Annotated in this window: 16 protein-coding genes and 1 pseudogene; 10 read left to right on the plus strand and 7 right to left on the minus strand. The window is 54.4% G+C overall.

Going from position 1 to position 15,597, the window contains the following annotated elements:
• Positions 1-121 precede the first annotated feature (121 nt).
• The 6 genes and pseudogenes from GCU68_RS07105 to GCU68_RS07120 all read left to right on the plus strand — a co-directional run bounded on the left by GCU68_RS07105 (position 122) and on the right by GCU68_RS07120 (position 3,844).
• Entirely contained in the window at positions 122-373 is a 252-nt protein-coding gene (locus tag GCU68_RS07105) for an AbrB/MazE/SpoVT family DNA-binding domain-containing protein (RefSeq protein ID WP_152940209.1), read from the plus strand.
• Positions 374-379: 6 nt separating this feature from the next.
• Positions 380-814 (plus strand): PIN domain-containing protein, encoded by a 435-nt coding sequence (locus GCU68_RS07110; RefSeq protein ID WP_006066856.1) that lies wholly within the window; start codon positions 380-382, stop codon positions 812-814.
• 408 nt (positions 815-1,222) lie between these two features.
• A complete protein-coding gene (locus GCU68_RS22045) occupies positions 1,223-1,396 on the plus strand; it encodes an HVO_A0556 family zinc finger protein (protein ID WP_319633695.1) in 174 nt (57 codons plus the stop codon).
• Between the two features lie 244 nt (positions 1,397-1,640).
• Positions 1,641-1,892 carry a hypothetical protein gene (locus GCU68_RS21055; RefSeq protein ID WP_161991500.1) on the plus strand — a complete coding sequence of 84 codons (252 nt, stop codon included), beginning with the start codon at positions 1,641-1,643 and terminating at the stop codon, positions 1,890-1,892.
• Positions 1,893-1,920: 28 nt separating this feature from the next.
• Positions 1,921-3,147, plus strand: a pseudogene (locus GCU68_RS07115) (RNA-guided endonuclease InsQ/TnpB family protein); the annotation flags it as partial.
• A 445-nt stretch (positions 3,148-3,592) separates the two neighbouring features.
• Positions 3,593-3,844, plus strand: coding sequence for an AbrB/MazE/SpoVT family DNA-binding domain-containing protein (locus tag GCU68_RS07120; RefSeq protein ID WP_152940211.1), 252 nt, complete (start codon positions 3,593-3,595; stop codon positions 3,842-3,844).
• Positions 3,845-3,924: 80 nt separating this feature from the next.
• Here GCU68_RS07120 and GCU68_RS07125 read toward each other — a convergent pair whose 3' ends face one another.
• Positions 3,925-5,010, minus strand: coding sequence for a hypothetical protein (locus GCU68_RS07125; protein WP_152940213.1), 1,086 nt, complete (start codon positions 5,008-5,010; stop codon positions 3,925-3,927).
• A gap of 389 nt (positions 5,011-5,399) precedes the next feature.
• Here GCU68_RS07125 and GCU68_RS07130 point away from each other — a divergent pair, with 389 nt between their 5' ends.
• Positions 5,400-5,846: a PIN domain-containing protein gene (locus tag GCU68_RS07130; RefSeq protein WP_161991501.1), complete on the plus strand. Its 447-nt coding sequence runs from the start codon at positions 5,400-5,402 to the stop codon at positions 5,844-5,846.
• 463 nt (positions 5,847-6,309) lie between these two features.
• On the opposite strand, the gene GCU68_RS07135 is transcribed toward GCU68_RS07130, so the two are convergent.
• Both GCU68_RS07135 and GCU68_RS07140 read right to left on the minus strand, forming a co-directional pair.
• Positions 6,310-6,555 carry a PRC-barrel domain-containing protein gene (locus GCU68_RS07135; RefSeq protein ID WP_152940217.1) on the minus strand — a complete coding sequence of 82 codons (246 nt, stop codon included), beginning with the start codon at positions 6,553-6,555 and terminating at the stop codon, positions 6,310-6,312.
• 652 nt (positions 6,556-7,207) lie between these two features.
• The gene (locus GCU68_RS07140) at positions 7,208-8,632 is read right to left on the minus strand and encodes an ATP-binding protein (RefSeq protein ID WP_152940219.1); all 1,425 of its coding nucleotides are present in this window, start codon (positions 8,630-8,632) and stop codon (positions 7,208-7,210) included.
• A 123-nt stretch (positions 8,633-8,755) separates the two neighbouring features.
• On the opposite strand from GCU68_RS07140, the gene GCU68_RS07145 reads away from it, so the two are divergent.
• Positions 8,756-9,190, plus strand: a complete 435-nt coding sequence (locus GCU68_RS07145; RefSeq protein ID WP_152940221.1) for a hypothetical protein — start codon at positions 8,756-8,758, stop codon at positions 9,188-9,190.
• A gap of 176 nt (positions 9,191-9,366) precedes the next feature.
• Here GCU68_RS07145 and GCU68_RS07150 read toward each other — a convergent pair whose 3' ends face one another.
• The 4 genes from GCU68_RS07150 to GCU68_RS07165 form a co-directional block, all read right to left on the minus strand.
• On the minus strand, positions 9,367-10,008 hold the full coding sequence (locus tag GCU68_RS07150; RefSeq protein ID WP_227014962.1) for a helix-turn-helix domain-containing protein: 642 nt from the start codon (positions 10,006-10,008) through the stop codon (positions 9,367-9,369).
• 158 nt (positions 10,009-10,166) lie between these two features.
• Positions 10,167-11,471 (minus strand): MmgE/PrpD family protein, encoded by a 1,305-nt coding sequence (locus tag GCU68_RS07155; protein WP_152940225.1) that lies wholly within the window; start codon positions 11,469-11,471, stop codon positions 10,167-10,169.
• A complete protein-coding gene (locus GCU68_RS07160; protein ID WP_152940227.1) occupies positions 11,471-11,935 on the minus strand; it encodes a Rieske (2Fe-2S) protein in 465 nt (154 codons plus the stop codon). The genes GCU68_RS07155 and GCU68_RS07160 overlap by 1 nt, the downstream gene beginning before the upstream one ends.
• A gap of 4 nt (positions 11,936-11,939) precedes the next feature.
• Positions 11,940-13,061 carry an amidohydrolase family protein gene (locus GCU68_RS07165; protein ID WP_152940229.1) on the minus strand — a complete coding sequence of 374 codons (1,122 nt, stop codon included), beginning with the start codon at positions 13,059-13,061 and terminating at the stop codon, positions 11,940-11,942.
• 221 nt (positions 13,062-13,282) lie between these two features.
• Here GCU68_RS07165 and GCU68_RS07170 point away from each other — a divergent pair, with 221 nt between their 5' ends.
• Together GCU68_RS07170 and GCU68_RS07175 are read left to right on the plus strand one after the other, a co-directional pair.
• Positions 13,283-14,542, plus strand: a complete 1,260-nt coding sequence (locus GCU68_RS07170) for an RNA-guided endonuclease InsQ/TnpB family protein (RefSeq protein WP_152940231.1) — start codon at positions 13,283-13,285, stop codon at positions 14,540-14,542.
• Positions 14,543-14,759: 217 nt separating this feature from the next.
• Positions 14,760-15,524, plus strand: a complete 765-nt coding sequence (locus tag GCU68_RS07175) for a carbon-nitrogen hydrolase family protein (RefSeq protein WP_152940233.1) — start codon at positions 14,760-14,762, stop codon at positions 15,522-15,524.
• Positions 15,525-15,597: the final 73 nt, after the last annotated feature.

Raw genomic sequence — 15,597 nt, forward strand, 5'->3', positions numbered from 1 at the left:
TCTGCTTTTTGGCGCCTGTATGATGGTTCTGGCAAGATTCTCACTCTCTCCTCGCCGAACTGTCTCAGAGATAGTGTAACGGCACACTATCTTTTTCAGGATGGGGTTCTATCTGTTGACTATGAGCAGCGACCACACCAACGCCGAAAGCAAGGTCTCGGGAAACCAGGCTAATATTCCCGCTCGAATTCGCCGTGAACTCGAGATCGATGATGGTGATCATCTTCGTTGGCAAATCGAAGATGATGGGAGTATTCGTGTTGACGTCATTCAGCAGCAAACAGGAACGTTTGCCGAGTTCGATGGGTACGACGGAGAGACGGCGACGGATGTGACCGCCGAACATGACGCTTGGGGCGTCGACACCGAATAGAAATAGATGCCACGCGCACTGATTGATACGACTGTTCTCTTTGCAGCAGCATATCGCCGAGACAGCGCACATGACGATGCGCTTCCAATTGTACAGGGAATTGACAGTGGATCGCTCCCAGAAGCAGTCGTCCTCGATTACGTCCTCGCAGAAACACTCAACGGCCTTACTACTCATGCCGGGCACGATGCGGCTGTCGACCTTCTCGACCGAATTGAGGAAAATGCTCGCTTCCACATCGAGTCACTCAATATGGACGCCCTCGCGACAGGGAAGGCGCTATTCAGACAGCACAAACCGTTGTCGTTCGTTGATGCATGTATCATCGCGTACATGCAAACCGAGGGACTCGGCTACCTCTATGCGTTTGATGACGATTTTGATGCTGCTGACGACGTCTATCGACTCAACGCTGCAACAGATCCGTACGACCCGAAGTGAGCTCCCTCATGGCCGACGTCGTTCGCTCTTTGAGGGCGAGACTGGACCTCGAGGCGACTCACAAACTCGAACAACTGGCTCAGGCACTATGCCACGAGCCGAAAATCATCGCCAGCAACACGAGCCCGATACGGTCGCTCTGCCAGTCCGCGAACGCCCCTTACAGGCCGTCAGTTCCGACTTGATCGGACTCACCACTCCGGTAGTCTCGAACGACGGGTCGTCATCCGCATCCTTCTCTGTGCCATCGTCCGTTGTCCCAACTGCCTCATCGGCCGACGTTGGACATCCCTCGGGGACGAAATTTTCGGGCTCGTTCCCGTACCCACTCTCAAAATTCACGGTCGATGGACATCGGAGGATCTGATTTCAAAACAATTAGGTTGCCCTAAAATTCTCTTCTACCTGATGACCTCTTCCACAACTCGTTCGCTACAGTCGGAGCGCCTATTTGGAACGCTTGAGAAGCGTCACTGTGAATTCTGTGACAACGGCACACTCGAGCGAGACATCTATAAAGGAAACAACGCGCTTGTCTGCTCGAACTGTGGTGTGCCGACAGTCCAGGTCTGGGAAGAGTGACCTCCTCCTCGCCGTCAAGGACAGAATTATTTTGCTGCTTCTGGAGAACTGGGGTCGTGATCGGCGTCATCTGGTTCACGGGTGACGCCTCGCATGTTGCCGATCTCGAGTAGCGACAATCCGTTAGTGTTGATCCAATATCATTTAAGGGGTTTCCCAGAGAATTCGTACTATCAGAAGGGGCAGTTGACGACCAGCTAGTCAGTTAAGATAAAATAAAACCTAGATACTATGATACTATAATATGAATGATAATATCTCACGTCGCCGATTTCTTGGAACCAGTGCAGCAGTTGCGGGAATTTCTATAACAGGCCTCGGGAATTTTCATTCAGCGTCTGCCGCAAGCGATGAGGTCCACGGCTTCGAAGCAAGCGAGATAGCAGGCGAAACTGCAACACTTCCCTATCGACTATTCAAACTGGTAGCAAGGCGGATTCCCCGGGCCACCATGCCCGGGGAGGAAGCCGACAACAGACCAGATAAAAACCAGTAAGTAACCTCTCTACTTTTTTGAAGATAGAGTGGACGACTACCTGAGACGTACAGCCATCACTCGCCTTCGTGTGAGCGACGAGCAATCCGACTTGCTCGAAGCCACGATTAGCGACTGGCAACACGGAGCCACCCTCGCCTCTCAAATCGGATGGAGAGAAAACGAGGACTCCAAATACGGACTCCAACAACTCGCCTACGACAACGTACGCGAAGAAACGCGTCTCGGAAGTCAACACGCGATACTCGCCACTCACCAAGCCGCAAGCGCACTCACAGGCGTCAACGAACTCAAAGACAAAGGCCGAAAAGTCTCTTGCCCAGAGTTCACCAGCCCAACCATCAAATACGATGCGAACACACTGACGCTCTTCGACGACAACACAGTCTCACTCACAACCGTAGAGAGCCGAGTCCGGTGTGAACTCGTCCTCCCAGAAGATGAAGACGGCTACCAGTACCAATTCCTGAGCGATGACGAGTGGAGCGTCACAGAAAGCACGCTCACTGCTCGTGACGGTGAATACTTCTTACACCTCGGGTTCCGCAAACCGAATCCGTTCGATGAACAAGCGTCTCCTGCCGAGGACAGAACAGTTCTCGGAGTAGACCTCGGAATCGAAAACCTCGCCGTTACCAGCACTGCACACTTCGAGTCAGGGAAGAAACTGGTTCACGACCACGACCAATTCGAGCAAGTCCGTGGCGACCTCAACACTGGAACAGTCAGCACATCGAACCATCGTTGGTCGAGAAAACCGCGAAGAACGCTACTCGCGGACAAACTGCACCGCGTCTCGAACGAAATTATCGATGAGGCCGTGGAACACGAGTGTAGTCACATCGTGTTCGAGGACTTAGCGTACATTCGTGACCGGATGCCGACGCGAAAAGTTCCACCAGTGGGCGCACCGAAAGCTCATCTCGTTCGTGACGTACAAAGCGGAAGCACTCGGTATTCGTATCGAGTTTGTGGATGCGTCGTACACGAGTCAGCGGTGTTCGGAGTGCGGTCACACAAGTCGTGGGAATCGAACGTCACAGGCTCACTTTGAGTGTGGAAAGTGTGGGAAAATACTGCACGCGGATTATAATGCGGCGAAGAACGTTGGGTGGCGGTTTGTCCGTCGCGGGCTAAACGACTCGCGACGGACGGGCGACAGTCAACTCGCCCTGAAGTCAGGGACGGTGAAGCCGAATCGGGGTTTTATCCCGTACTCAGTACCGAGTTAGAGGCCGAGAACACTGACAAGCCCCGCGCCACCGTGCGCGGGGTTGTTGACGAACGTTGGACATACGGCAGATCTATCCCTCAAGACGGATGGACTTGCCGAATGGATGCTCCGAAGTTGATACTCACAGCGGTGCGAACCTATCATAACCTTCTCGCGATCATCGTGTGATGTTTGAAACCTTCCTCCTCGAGAGAGCACCCCACCTCAGGATACTAGCCCCTCAACATGACGAACGCGATTGGTTAGTGGGTTGGGTAATCGTGGGTATCCCTCCTCGAGCAGTCTCGGCAGTCAACGCAGGCGGCCTCGGTGGTGAGACTAGAGACGACAGGTGCCCACGGGCTGTCTCGAGCATTGTTTGCACCGGACTCGAGAGCAGCATGGTGTCTCTGTTTCTCGCCGAACAGTCCGAATACTAGTAGAGTTCCATACCATCCTTTTCACGATAGAGCGATACCTTTCGACTATGAGTGATGATCACATCAGTGCCGAAAGCACGGTTTCGGGAACCCAGGCGAATATTCCCGCTCGAATTCGCCGTGAACTCGAGATCGATGATGGTGATCACCTTCGCTGGCAAATCGAGGATGATGGATGTATTCGTATTCAGGTCATTCAGCAGCAAACAGGAACGTTTGCCGAGTTCGACGGGTACGACGGGGAGACAGCGACGAATGTGACCGCCGAACATGGCGCCTGGGGCGTCGATATCGAGTGAACTGCCACGCGTACTAATACAACTGTTCTCTTGAGGGCGAGACTGGACCTCGAGATGACTCACAGACTCGAACAACTGGCTCAAGCACTAAGCCACGAGCCGAAAACCATCGCCATTAACCCGAGACCGATACGGCCGCTCTGCCAGTCAGAAAACGCCTCTTGCAGACCGTCAGTTCCGACCCCATCGGACTCGCCACTTCGGTAGTCGTCGAGCGATGGGTCTTCGTCCGCATCATCCTCCGTGTCCTCGTCCGTCGTCCCAACTGCCTCATCGGCCGATGTCGGACACCCTTCGGGGACAAAATTCTCGGGCTCGTTCCCGTTTCCATCCTCGAAATTCACAGTTCCATCACCGATGGTCCGCCACCCGCCGTAGAACTCATCATCCCACTCCGTCCCGGAGACGTTGATCTGACTCCCGTCGCCGTTCGCCCCGGCGACGAACGAGTAGTGGTGGCCATTCATATCGAGATGACAGTCTTTGACGTCCACTGGGCCGGGCGACCACGCCCAGATACCGCGGCCTTTGCGATACTGCCGATCATCAGTAACAGATGCAACGCTGTTCTCGAGGGTGCCCTCGGCGAGTCGGTACTGAGAGATCCAACTGTTCGCCGCATAGCAGTCACGGATGGCGACTGTCCCACCACTGCCGTGGTCGGCACCGGGTGCTGAACAGTAGAAGGCGTTGTCACTCATCTCCTGGATGTTGACGCGTTCGATCTCGAGGTGCCCATTGTGATTCGGATCGACCCAGAGCCCGGTCGCACCTTTCTCCTCATACACGGCCCCATCACCAAGCCATACGTTTTCAATACACGATGTGCCGCCACCGGTGTCGGCGACACCGAGGACCGTGTGATTGCCCATATCGACCTCTCCCTCGACAGCGACGTTTCGGATCGTCCAGTCGGTGCCCGTTGCGATGATGGTCACGCCCGCACCGGATGCTGTCACGTCAAAACGGACGTTCTCGAGCGTCTCGGAATCACCGACCTCGACGACTTTGCGCTCGCCTTCGGAGACGGTGACGGTCTCTGATTCGGAGTCCGATGTGGACGCTGATGCTGTTCCCATTGCAGCCGCACCGACAACTGCAGCGCCGGCCGTCCCGAGATACGATCGTCGGCTGAGTCGTTGTCGCTCGTCGTGTTGTGTCGACATTGTGTCTGCGCTACCGACAATATATTAATAGTAAGCTGTAGCGAACGTTCTCAATAGGTGTAAGTCAGCTACAGCTATTTTTCCATTAAGAGTGAGTGTAATGTATTCTAACGATAATTTAAGAAGAACGTCGGTAGTGGACCGACGTTGAAGCACCCCATCCAATGCTGGTGTGTTTGTCGGATGGGCGATCGAGATCTGCTGGCTATTGACGCTTGATCTCGATCAGTAGCGAGGAGTTCACAAATGTCCTCATTTGTTAGATTCTCTGGGTCAAGATTGAATCACTGTTCCCCGCCGAATAGGTGATTCGAGTACGGACAATTAAGATTACTGGCCGTGCACTGACATACATATCTCCGAACTCTCGTGTCTCACCGTCGTTCCCGTTGATCACGGTCACGTACTCGAGGAGCGACAGCGTGAGATTTTTGGACAGTAGCTTTCTCGTCGATCTGCTTCAGCCAACGTGTGATCACCACGAGGACGCTGTCGAATATCTCAACTCGAACTCGGATGGGGCATTCGGTGCACCGACACCGGTGCTGTACGAGATATACCGGCATGCAGCATGGGCCGGTGGGAAGGATCAACTTGAGGAGACTACCGAAGCTCTCGATTTAGTTGATCCTGTGCCGTTCACCGAACCTGCAACTCGAGAATCGGCGCTGGTCAGAGCTAAATTTCTGGCAGATGGCAATACGATCAACGAACAGGATATCATGATTGCGGGTGTTGTACGTGAGTCCGGCGCGGCATTACTGACTCGAGACAGTGATTTCAAAAAGATCCCCGATCTCGATGTCGAGTACTACGCCGACGCCGATTCTGACTAGTTTTCATGCATTCCGACGGAGACTTCTTCTCCACTCACCCAAATCAGCAAGTACGCAGTCGGGTGAGCGTTCATTTGAGGAAGTCGTGCCAGATACACAGCACGACTGTGGCACGAGCTGGTAGCCAATCGTGCGGAAGGAGAATCGCTCAGTATCGAGAACTTACGTATCAAGGAGGGAGAAATCAAGACCACCGCAGTCAGGGCACGAATCCCAGTGTAATGGGTCGGGTTCAGCATCGCTCATCGCCTGTAGAACGAATCCACAGCCCTGGCATTCACTAAAGTTATCCAAGTACAAGTGACTCAGGGATCTATCTGCTTTGCTATTGCCCCATAGTAATTTGGTCCCGTACTCGAGAAGCGGTGATCGCCAGTGTGCCTAGTATGCTGTAGTTCTCATAGCTTCCGACGGAGGCTTCTTTTCCGCCCGAATCGTCAGGCACGCAGTCGGGTGGGAGCGTTCATTCGCTGATAATGATGTGGTCTCTGATATCCTGGATGCAACTGATGGGAATGAGGAGTCGATCGTCGTCGGTCATTTCGAAACCCGCCGACTGACTCGAGAATCGCCCGTGGGGGTCAACGACGAGATTCTCAAGTGTACCCGATTTGACGCGCATCGTGACATTGTGTACTACCCCGACCTCGCTGCCGTCGATGCCGACGACGGATTTGTGTTGAAGATCGCTTGCGAGCAGATTCTCCATACCAGGCTGTACACGATTATATCCAGTAAACTATGTTCGTCATTAAATCAAATTGCAGTCATAGAACAGTCTGCTATACTGAATGTACGCGTCCGAAGCCTTCGGCACACTCGATTGCGCCGTGGCCGTCAATCTCTCGAAGCCGACAGTCGAACATACGAGTTGCTCCGGTCTGTGTTCGGGTGATTCGTTCAAACAACTCAATATCGTGTGCTCGAGTCGTATCCGTTCCTCAAAAAAGGCCAGCCCCCCGGCTGGCGTTGGTGCCTTTCCTACTCAGTGGTGGTGTGTCAGCGAAACGGGTAGGGGTACGTAGAGATCGGATGCGACGTTGGGACGATCTCTACCGTCGACGGGGTGGGTGGTTTCGATGTCTCGTAGATGGACACCGTGGGCAACGACAGTGATCTTCCCCCGTCAGTTAGATCATAAGGCCAGTCCTGGATAACTATATCCGCTCTAAACTATTGGTTGAGACTACAAGCGGGCACAGAGCTTACGCGATTCACTCCCGTCCTCGAAAATCGAATAGCGTACCGGCGTAGCCACGATTCAGAAGTGACGCAGACCACTCATGGCCGACCACTCTGACGAGTCGAGATCGATGCTCTCACTTGCACGTTCTGCGTCCTTGCCAGACCCGTTGCTGGCGTTATCGCTTATTCTGATCGGGATCTGATTCGAGTGTGTTGACGACGTCTGAAAGCGTGAAGAGTCGAAGATCATCGCGATTTTCGGCGGCTTCTTTGACGGATGGCTTAAACCCAGACCGGCTGAATAACGCGTATTCGTATGTCGGATCGGTACCCGTTTCGGGTCTCCAATCGATGGTATCTACTGTGTCTTCGAGACGGGTGAAGACGTTGTATCCGAGTGGGGAGTTCGTAAACTTGGCCTCACCGACGAGCAGTACCCCGTCGTCCGTTGGTGCCACAATATCGATCTCATGACCCTTGTACCACCACTGCGTTGGCATCCGTGTGAGCCTGTACTCTGTATAGAGGTCCGGAAGGGCATTATGGCAGAGTGACTCGAATGTTGGACTTACGAAATCGGGTAACTCTGGCTCGATGAGATCTTCGTACGCGTTCTCACCGTAGAGTTCGTACTGACCGCTTCGGCCGTATAGATACCGAAAGTAAAATCGAAAGACGGGATCTCGGATCTGATACCGGGTTCGTTTACTTCGCGTTGGGTCAGACAGCGCCGGATGATGTTTCTCGATAATTCGGAGCGTCTCGAGCCGATCGAAGTAGTACGACGTGTTCGTACTTTCGATTCCGGCCCCCTGCGCGATCTCGTTTCGACTCCGGTTCCCGCTCGCAATCGATTCCAACACGGAGAAGTATGTATCTACCTCGGTGAGTTCCATCTGCAGAACGGTTTCCGGTTCGGTGTGGAGTGGTCCGTCAGGGTCACAGAGCAGCCGTGTGATATTCTCGCCAAGCGTTGCTGTTGGATCGATTGGCTTGAGATATCGCGGCGTTCCGCCAAAGACACCGTACGTGAAGACGCGCTCTTCGGGATCATACGTAGGGACGAACTCTTGGAGCGTCTCAAACGGCAGTTGTGTGAGTTCTATCCGGCCATTTGGCGTCTGGGAGACGCGGCCATAGAGCGGTGCCCCGCCATCAAGAACGTAGGTATGCATCATACCGATCGCAGAGCCAGTGAGAACGAGTGTTGCCTGACTATCGCCGACACCCGTATCCCACAGGTGTTGGATAATCGAGGGAAGGCTCTCATCTGAGTCGATGAGATACGGAAATTCGTCGATTATGATGATCGCATCCTTCTCAACGAGATGTTTGAGAAGTAGTTCCCACTCTTCTTTGACGGTTGCAATGCTTGGATACGTCTTTTCAGCAGTGTCGACGAAGCGTGCTAACTGCGTCGTTGGCGTCCCCTGGACGGCCTGATAGTATACGGCATCATCTCTGTCACGGACCGACTGACGGACGAGTTCACTTTTTCCGATCTGCCGGCGACCGTAGACGATCGCGAGTTCGGCAAAATCACTCTTGTAGAGCGTTTGCAGGCGCTCGAGTTCCGATATCCGGTTGACGAACTCATCCATATCTCCACTACGGATCGCGACTACGTATGTGCTTTGATTTTAGAGGACAAACTATTATAGTTCAAACTCTAATAGTCTCATCTCTATTTCACTGCCGAACACCCTGAAGAGTTCTATTCCGACGTGACCGGTGCGATAGAGGGCTTCGAACAGGGGCTGCTCGCTGAGCGAAAAAATCTCGAGCAGGAGGCACTCGAACTCTTCGCGAACGGAGATGAACAAGAAGCTCGTGACCTGATCACGGAAAACGTCAAGAACCGACTGTTGGAAAGTTTGTCTCTCGGGATGGACCTCTCCGACGAGATTGAGGAAGAGACGAGAGAAAAGTTCGGATTGCGGGAGCCGGAAGGGCGTGATAATCCTGGTGAGACGACACCGGCGTCGAGTCAGCCCATGGCTCAAGGAGGTTCAAACGATATGGTGTACGTCTATGATGAAGACCTCCACGAGTTCCCACGAGAACATGGCAGTTTTACTGAAGAAACCAAAAGAGATAGAGACAATTGCGGAGTCAAACCACCAGGGAATCAACGCCGGTCGAAGACACGGAACGACTGACGGTCTGACAGTCAGGATAGATATCTCTATCTTTAGACACGAGACGAGATTGATCTCTTTCGCTAACGACGTTTCGACATCCTCCGCGTAAACACGGAGGTATCCCGAGCGGCGAGAGTTTCAGATATGTAGTCCAATTACGGACTATCATTGGCACTTTGCCATTGGAGAGTCATTCAGCTGTTCTGAACAGCTAAGTTGACATACGGGAGGATGAATTCGACGAGTCGACGCTCAACTTTCCGCAGATGATTCGACGCCGTCGTTTTTGTAATTTCCATCTCGTCGGCGATCTCTTCAAGTGTCACCTCACGTGGGATCTCGAAGTAGCCTCGTTCGGCTGCCGTGTTGAGAAACTCACGTTGCCGTTGGGGAATCGATGAGAGCAATTCCTGCCACTCTGCTCGACTCGGCATCACTTCGCGCCGGAAGTCCTGGGTAATACGTTCGACAGTGACGCTGCCGAAGTCCGACAGAAACTCGATTGCCTCGGTAAGTTCGTTCCGATTGCTCAACAGCAAGTCGAAGCACTCACACCCGTCGGCCAACTGCGTCGGCCCAATAGGAAGATACCCCTCGTACATGAGCGCCTGTAGCGGCGTCACCTCTGTGAGCCGTTCGCGGAGAAGGATGGTCACCGCTTCACGTCCCTCCGATGTCTCGTAGCGCTCGACAACGTCGACAGCGGTAACAGAGTCGTACGCCCGAATCGTCTCGAGGACAGCCTCGCAGTCGCGTGCCTCGATTGCGAGCATGCCAATGTACCGGTTGTTCCGAAACGTGGAGGCGATGAACTCACCGAAAATACGGTGCCCCACTAATTCTGCAGTCCAGTCCCCTTTGTATTGGACGCATACCTTTGCTGTGAGCATGGTTCACATTGTGGTGAATCGGTCGTAAAAACCCCTCTATCTCCGGTGAATTGCCTCGGGGTCAAGCCCCGAGGCACTCTGCCTTGAAATCTGTAGAAAGGCCGCTACCACAGTGTAGTCAATCTCGAGACGGGCACAGACGGATCGGTAAGCTGTTCGACGCTGTCGGAGACAACTGTCGATGAGAGAGTTGGAACGACAAGTCGTCGGGCTTTCTGCAGTTGTGCTGTCTTGGAAAGCGGGCTTTCACGGGAGCCGCGTGCGCGCGTCACTGGTGATGAGTATGTTTTGCTAGGCGTCTCGATATCGACACGAGCCAGACATTCGCTGGGGAAGCGAGCATCTATATCGTCGTCGACAACGAGATCGACACGCTCGGTAAGGGCAAGCACCTCTGGATCAGTTCGCACCGCTGTCGTGTGTTCGGTTTGTGTAAATTGACCCCGAACGAGTGCGGCTGCGACTGGATATGGGTATGAGTACTGGGCTTCTTCTGGACTCGCGGGTGTGCGAGTCCGTAAGTGCGTCGCCTCCTCAAATGTCGAAACACGAATCGTCTCGACGTGTTCGGGAGGAATGCTCTGCTCGTCAGTCAATGTGAGGACAGCTTCCACCCCAGGTTGCGCCCATCGACAGCATGGATATGGCTTGAGATATCCTCTCGTCACGTGGAAGCGATCTCCGAGTGTCTCGAGAGCATCGCTTACGTCGAATATTGTCTTGGACCCAGTAAAGCCAGCAGCGGCAAGTTGTGCGGCGACATACCCTGTATGAGCACTCCATCCAACACCGTCTTTTGTCATCGCGGGATTTTCGACACCACGCATGATCGGTGTCCGTGGAGCATGGTACTCGGCAACACTGAGTGCGTGCGCCGTCTGTTCTTGCTTGAGGTCAAGTAGTCGGGAAACCGCCGCAGCAGCTCCAAGCGCACCCCAGGATCCGGTTCCCGTATAGACGTCATCAGTGGCGTGGATTGCCAGTCCAGTGCGGACCGCGAGTTCGTACCCGATGAAGACGGCATCGAGAAACTCTCCAATCGATGCGTCGACCGCCTCTGCAGCGGCGAGTGCTGGTGGCACGACAACAGCGGCTGGATGCCCTTTGACCTCGCGGTGTCCATCGTCGATATCGAGAGCGTTCGCTGCGACGCCGTTGGCGAGTGCTGCACCTTCGGCCGCGATTGTCGTGTTTGATCCGTCTAGAAGGCTTGCTCTCGGAAGTGACGACTGACCGTTGCAGTGTGTTGTCGCATATTCTCGAGCGATGTCGACACCCTCCTGTCGATAACCCGCTGTTATCGCCGCAAGCGTATCGAGGACGCGAGTTCGTACCTGTTCTGTCACCTCCTCTGGTGTATCAGTGAGTGTTGCTGACTGGACGAACTCCGCCGCTTGGTATGTGCTCATCAGAGGTAGACGACAACCTGTTGATCCTCCACGTCAACGGTGTAGGTGTCGACTGGAGGCTCGTCACCCTCAATGGCAGCCCCACAATCACAGCCACCATCAGTGTCCACCGACGACGCGTCATCACGAGAGGGTTCGACTTCTGTTTCGAATGATCGAGCACGAACCTTGTGTGGGTTGAAAACAGATTCACCCGTCTCGATGTCGAACTCCCAGCCGTGCCACGGACAGCGCAAGATATGACCGTCGTCTTCCCATTTGACACAGCCTGGTTCCGTTGCCGATGTTGTCCCAGTTACCTTGCCCTGACATAGTGGCGCCCGCTGATGTGGACAGTCGTTCTTGAGCGCATAATACTCCCCATCGACGTTAAATACGCCAATCGAGTGGCCATTCAGTTCGACGATGGTGCGATCGCCGGGTGGCAGTTCGTCGGTCGAGCAGATTTCGAATCGGTTATTCATTGAATCACGTCCTGTCCGTCGGAAGGCTCTCGGGATCGTCTGGGAGTCCGTACAATTCCTGTGCGTTGCCAGCCATCACTGCTTGTTCCAGTTCGTCTGGCATTGGGGGAAGCGCATACAGTGGTGAATCCGTATCCCAGTGGGGGTAGTCACTGGCGAACATCACTGTGTCCTTTGCGTGCATCATCTCCAGAATCTGGAGGAGGTGTTCGGGATTGTTTGGTTCCTCAATCGGCTGGGTGGTAAAGCGCACCTGATCACGAATGTATTCGCTCGGTGGCTTTTGCAGATAGGGAACCTGCGCTCGGAGTGCTTTCCAATTTTTATCCATCCGCCAGAGGAAGTGTGGTACCCAGCTGAGGCCACCTTCGATGACGACGAAGCTGAGATCGGGGAACTTTGCGAGGACGCCCTCCGCAACGAGACTCACGAGCTGTCCCATCGCATACGTGCCAAGGAGTGTGTGCCACTCGAAGTACGTGTTTGGATGGCCCGCTCCGGTTGGCGGACGGGTAACACCGTGACCCTCCGTGTACGGGTGCATCGCGATAGGGAGGCCCATCTCCTCGGCGGCTTCGTACATCGGCCAGTAGTGTTCGTGACCATAGGGGAGCTGCGACGCCATTGGCATCACGACCTGGACGACGCGTGGGTGATCTCCCAGCTCGCGAATCATTTCTGCCATCCGATTCGGTTTCTGCGGTGCAGCGAGCAGTGATCCGACGAATGGTCCTCCCTCCGAGAGCCAGTTGTCAATAACCCACTTGTTGTTCGCTATTGCAAGCTCAGCCGCGTAGTCACGGTTTGGAAGGGCAGTGAGATTGAGATAGGAGTTCCCCGTCAAAATGGCGTAATCGACGCCAAATTCCTCGAGGTGATGAGTTTTCATTTTCTCGACGCTCGATCCTGCTGGCCCTCCATCGTCCGGCACCGCGTCACGACGTGAGAATTCTGCGACGTTGTCATACAGGATATCGGGTGCCTGCACGCCGCGATCTCGATACTGCTTCGGGAGGTACTCGACGAGTTCTTGTGGATCCGCCCATTTCTGGTGGATGTCACAATCGATAAGCGTGGGACTGGTTTGGTCCGACGCTGTCGAGTGAGTAGTTTGCTGTCCTGACATTGGTACGATAACGCTAAACAGTACCAATTGGGTAAGTCTCCGGTCGAACTTGTATCGGGTATTTATACGCTGAACAGGCGCAATACCACGCCCTTCAGGGCGTGGATACGCGCCGTCAATTGATGCAACAATCCACCGCCTGTTGCATGGCCGGATATTCTATACTGAATCGGATCTATTATGTTCTCGGGTTTCATAACTGGTTATGAGTCCAGAATCCGATGCGAACCCACCGAACATTCGAGGCGTCGATCACGAACCCACGGCAGGTGAGTGACGACCTCGATCAACTCGGACGGGCTGCATCGAAGCTCTGGAACGTCGGTCGCTACTACGCACAAGAGCAGTGGGACGAAACGGGCGAGATCCCCGATGACGGGGAACTCAAATCCGAACTCAAAGGTCACGAACGCTACACGGACCTTCATTCTCAATCCAGTCAGCGCGTTCTCGAAGAACTCGCTGAAGCGTTCAACGGCTGGTTCGCAAAGCGTCGGAACGGCGATAGCCGTGCCCGACCGCCCGGCTACCGCAAGCGCGGTGATTCCCACCCGCGTTCTACTGTGTCGTTCAAAGCGGCTGGCTTCAAGCAGGATGCACAGTTCAACCGCGTTCGCCTCTCGAAAGGACGGAACCTGAAGGAACACCGCTCGGACTTCGTGCTGTGCGAGTACGAGCTGCGTCCTGACGTAGACCTCTCCGAGTGGGACATCCAACAGGTTCGGGCCGTCCACAAGTACGACGAGTGGCGACTCCACTTCATCTGCCGAAAGTCGATTGATCCCGAACCACCGGGAGACGAAACTGCCGGGATCGACCTCGGCATCTCGAACGTTGCCGCGCTTTCGTTCGGTGGTGAATCACTCCTCTTCCCCGGAAACGCGCTGAAAGAGGACGAATACTACTTCGGACGAAAGAAAGCGAAGTGCGACGACAGCCGGTCGAACGAGCGGCTTCGGTTGGACCGTAAGCGCACGGAACGCCGAACCCACTTCTTGCACACCCTCTCAAAACACATCGTTTCGGAGTGCGTCGAGAGGGGTGTCGGGACGATCGTCATCGGTGACCTCGGCGGTATCCGAGACGACGAGAACGGCGAGTCCCGCAACTGGGGCAAACACGGAAATCTCGACCTTCACGGGTGGGCGTTTGACCGCTTGACGTCGATACTCGAGTACAAGGCGGAAGCCGAAGGGATCGACGTAACGGTGGAGTCCGAACGCGATACCTCAAAGACGTGTTCGGCCTGCGGAACGAAGGACGGCAACCAGCGTGTTGAACGCGGGTTGTACGTTTGTGAGGAGTGTGATACGGTGGCGAACGCGGACGTGAACGGTGCGGAGAACATCCGCCGAAAAGTAACTCCGAGTCCTTCTGAGGATAGGAGTAACGGCTGGTTGGCACAGCCTTCAGTCCATCTGTTCGATCGTAACGAGGGCCGTTTCGCCCCGCGAGAACAGGTCGTGGACTGTAAACCGTAATATCTCAACGGCGGTCGGGATTCCACGTCGTTTACGGCGTGGAGGATGTCAAATGAGAACCAGAAGAAAACCCACGAATTCGGCGGATAGCTCAAACAGGTGGTTGATGCCGGTCGACTTGTTGAATATAAGCCCTTGCATTGTGCGTGTGAATGTTTAGGTCCATAACTGGTCGAACGATGTACATGTACCATCTAGAGAGAGGAAATCTCAACCAATGACACGACCACGCATCGCAGCCTGTCAGTTCGAACCAACAGTCGGGGATATCGATGCGAATCTCAACCGCATCGCGCAACTCACAGCTGACCTCCCTGCTGCAGTCGAGTTTGCGGTCTTCCCAGAACTCTGTATTACTGGCTATGATGTCGACCATGTTCAGTCGACGAAGACAGCGGTTCCAGGTCCAGTGACCGATCGCGTGTGTACGATTGCACGTGAAACTGATATTGATCTCATTGTCGGTCTTCCAGAGGCTGCCAGCGGGGATATCTACAACTCGCTTGTGTATGTCTCGTCAGACGGTGTCAAAGCCACGTACCGAAAGCAACGACTGTGGGGCACAGAGGCCGATCATTTCAGAGCAGGGAGCGGACCGACAACAGTTGAGACGCCGATCGGACGGGTTGGCCTGTTGCTATGCTACGATCTAAACTTCCCCGAACTCGCGCTTGCTTACAGTGAGGCTGATTGTGATATCATTGCTGTGAGTGCAGCATGGCGCCAGTCGTTCGCTCGTGACTGGCGCCTCCTCTGTCGTGCTCGCGCACTCGACCAGACGTGCTACGTTGTCGGATCGAATCACTGTGGCTCACAATCCGGACGTCAACACGCTGGTGCGAGCCTAATCGCAGGTCCACGTGGCGATATCCTTGCCCAGACAACCGATGGCATACCGATGGCTTCGGCTGAGGTACTGTCTGACGCTCTTTCTACTGCTCGAGAACAGAATCCAGTCCGACTCTCCCGTCGCAGCGGCTAATTTGGACCGCTTTTTGGTTTCAACTGGATCGGTAGCGCGGAGTCCCTTTCTGCTCACAACTTCGCGTTTGCAC

This window comes from Natronorubrum aibiense (assembly GCF_009392895.1).
Taxonomy (GTDB): domain Archaea; phylum Halobacteriota; class Halobacteria; order Halobacteriales; family Natrialbaceae; genus Natronorubrum; species Natronorubrum aibiense.

Bases quoted from the DNA above. Each gene is read 5' to 3' on its own strand.
- GCU68_RS07105 (WP_152940209.1), top strand. From the start codon at position 122: ATGAGCAGCGACCACACCAACGCCGAAAGCAAGGTCTCGGGAAACCAG.
- GCU68_RS07110 (WP_006066856.1), top strand. From the start codon at position 380: ATGCCACGCGCACTGATTGATACGACTGTTCTCTTTGCAGCAGCATAT.
- GCU68_RS22045 (WP_319633695.1), top strand. From the start codon at position 1,223: ATGACCTCTTCCACAACTCGTTCGCTACAGTCGGAGCGCCTATTTGGA.
- GCU68_RS21055 (WP_161991500.1), top strand. From the start codon at position 1,641: ATGAATGATAATATCTCACGTCGCCGATTTCTTGGAACCAGTGCAGCA.
- GCU68_RS07120 (WP_152940211.1), top strand. From the start codon at position 3,593: ATGAGTGATGATCACATCAGTGCCGAAAGCACGGTTTCGGGAACCCAG.
- GCU68_RS07125 (WP_152940213.1), bottom strand. From the start codon at position 5,010: ATGTCGACACAACACGACGAGCGACAACGACTCAGCCGACGATCGTAT.
- GCU68_RS07135 (WP_152940217.1), bottom strand. From the start codon at position 6,555: ATGGAGAATCTGCTCGCAAGCGATCTTCAACACAAATCCGTCGTCGGC.
- GCU68_RS07140 (WP_152940219.1), bottom strand. From the start codon at position 8,632: ATGGATGAGTTCGTCAACCGGATATCGGAACTCGAGCGCCTGCAAACG.
- GCU68_RS07155 (WP_152940225.1), bottom strand. From the start codon at position 11,471: ATGAGCACATACCAAGCGGCGGAGTTCGTCCAGTCAGCAACACTCACT.
- GCU68_RS07160 (WP_152940227.1), bottom strand. From the start codon at position 11,935: ATGAATAACCGATTCGAAATCTGCTCGACCGACGAACTGCCACCCGGC.
- GCU68_RS07165 (WP_152940229.1), bottom strand. From the start codon at position 13,061: ATGTCAGGACAGCAAACTACTCACTCGACAGCGTCGGACCAAACCAGT.
- GCU68_RS07170 (WP_152940231.1), top strand. From the start codon at position 13,283: ATGCGAACCCACCGAACATTCGAGGCGTCGATCACGAACCCACGGCAG.
- GCU68_RS07175 (WP_152940233.1), top strand. From the start codon at position 14,760: ATGACACGACCACGCATCGCAGCCTGTCAGTTCGAACCAACAGTCGGG.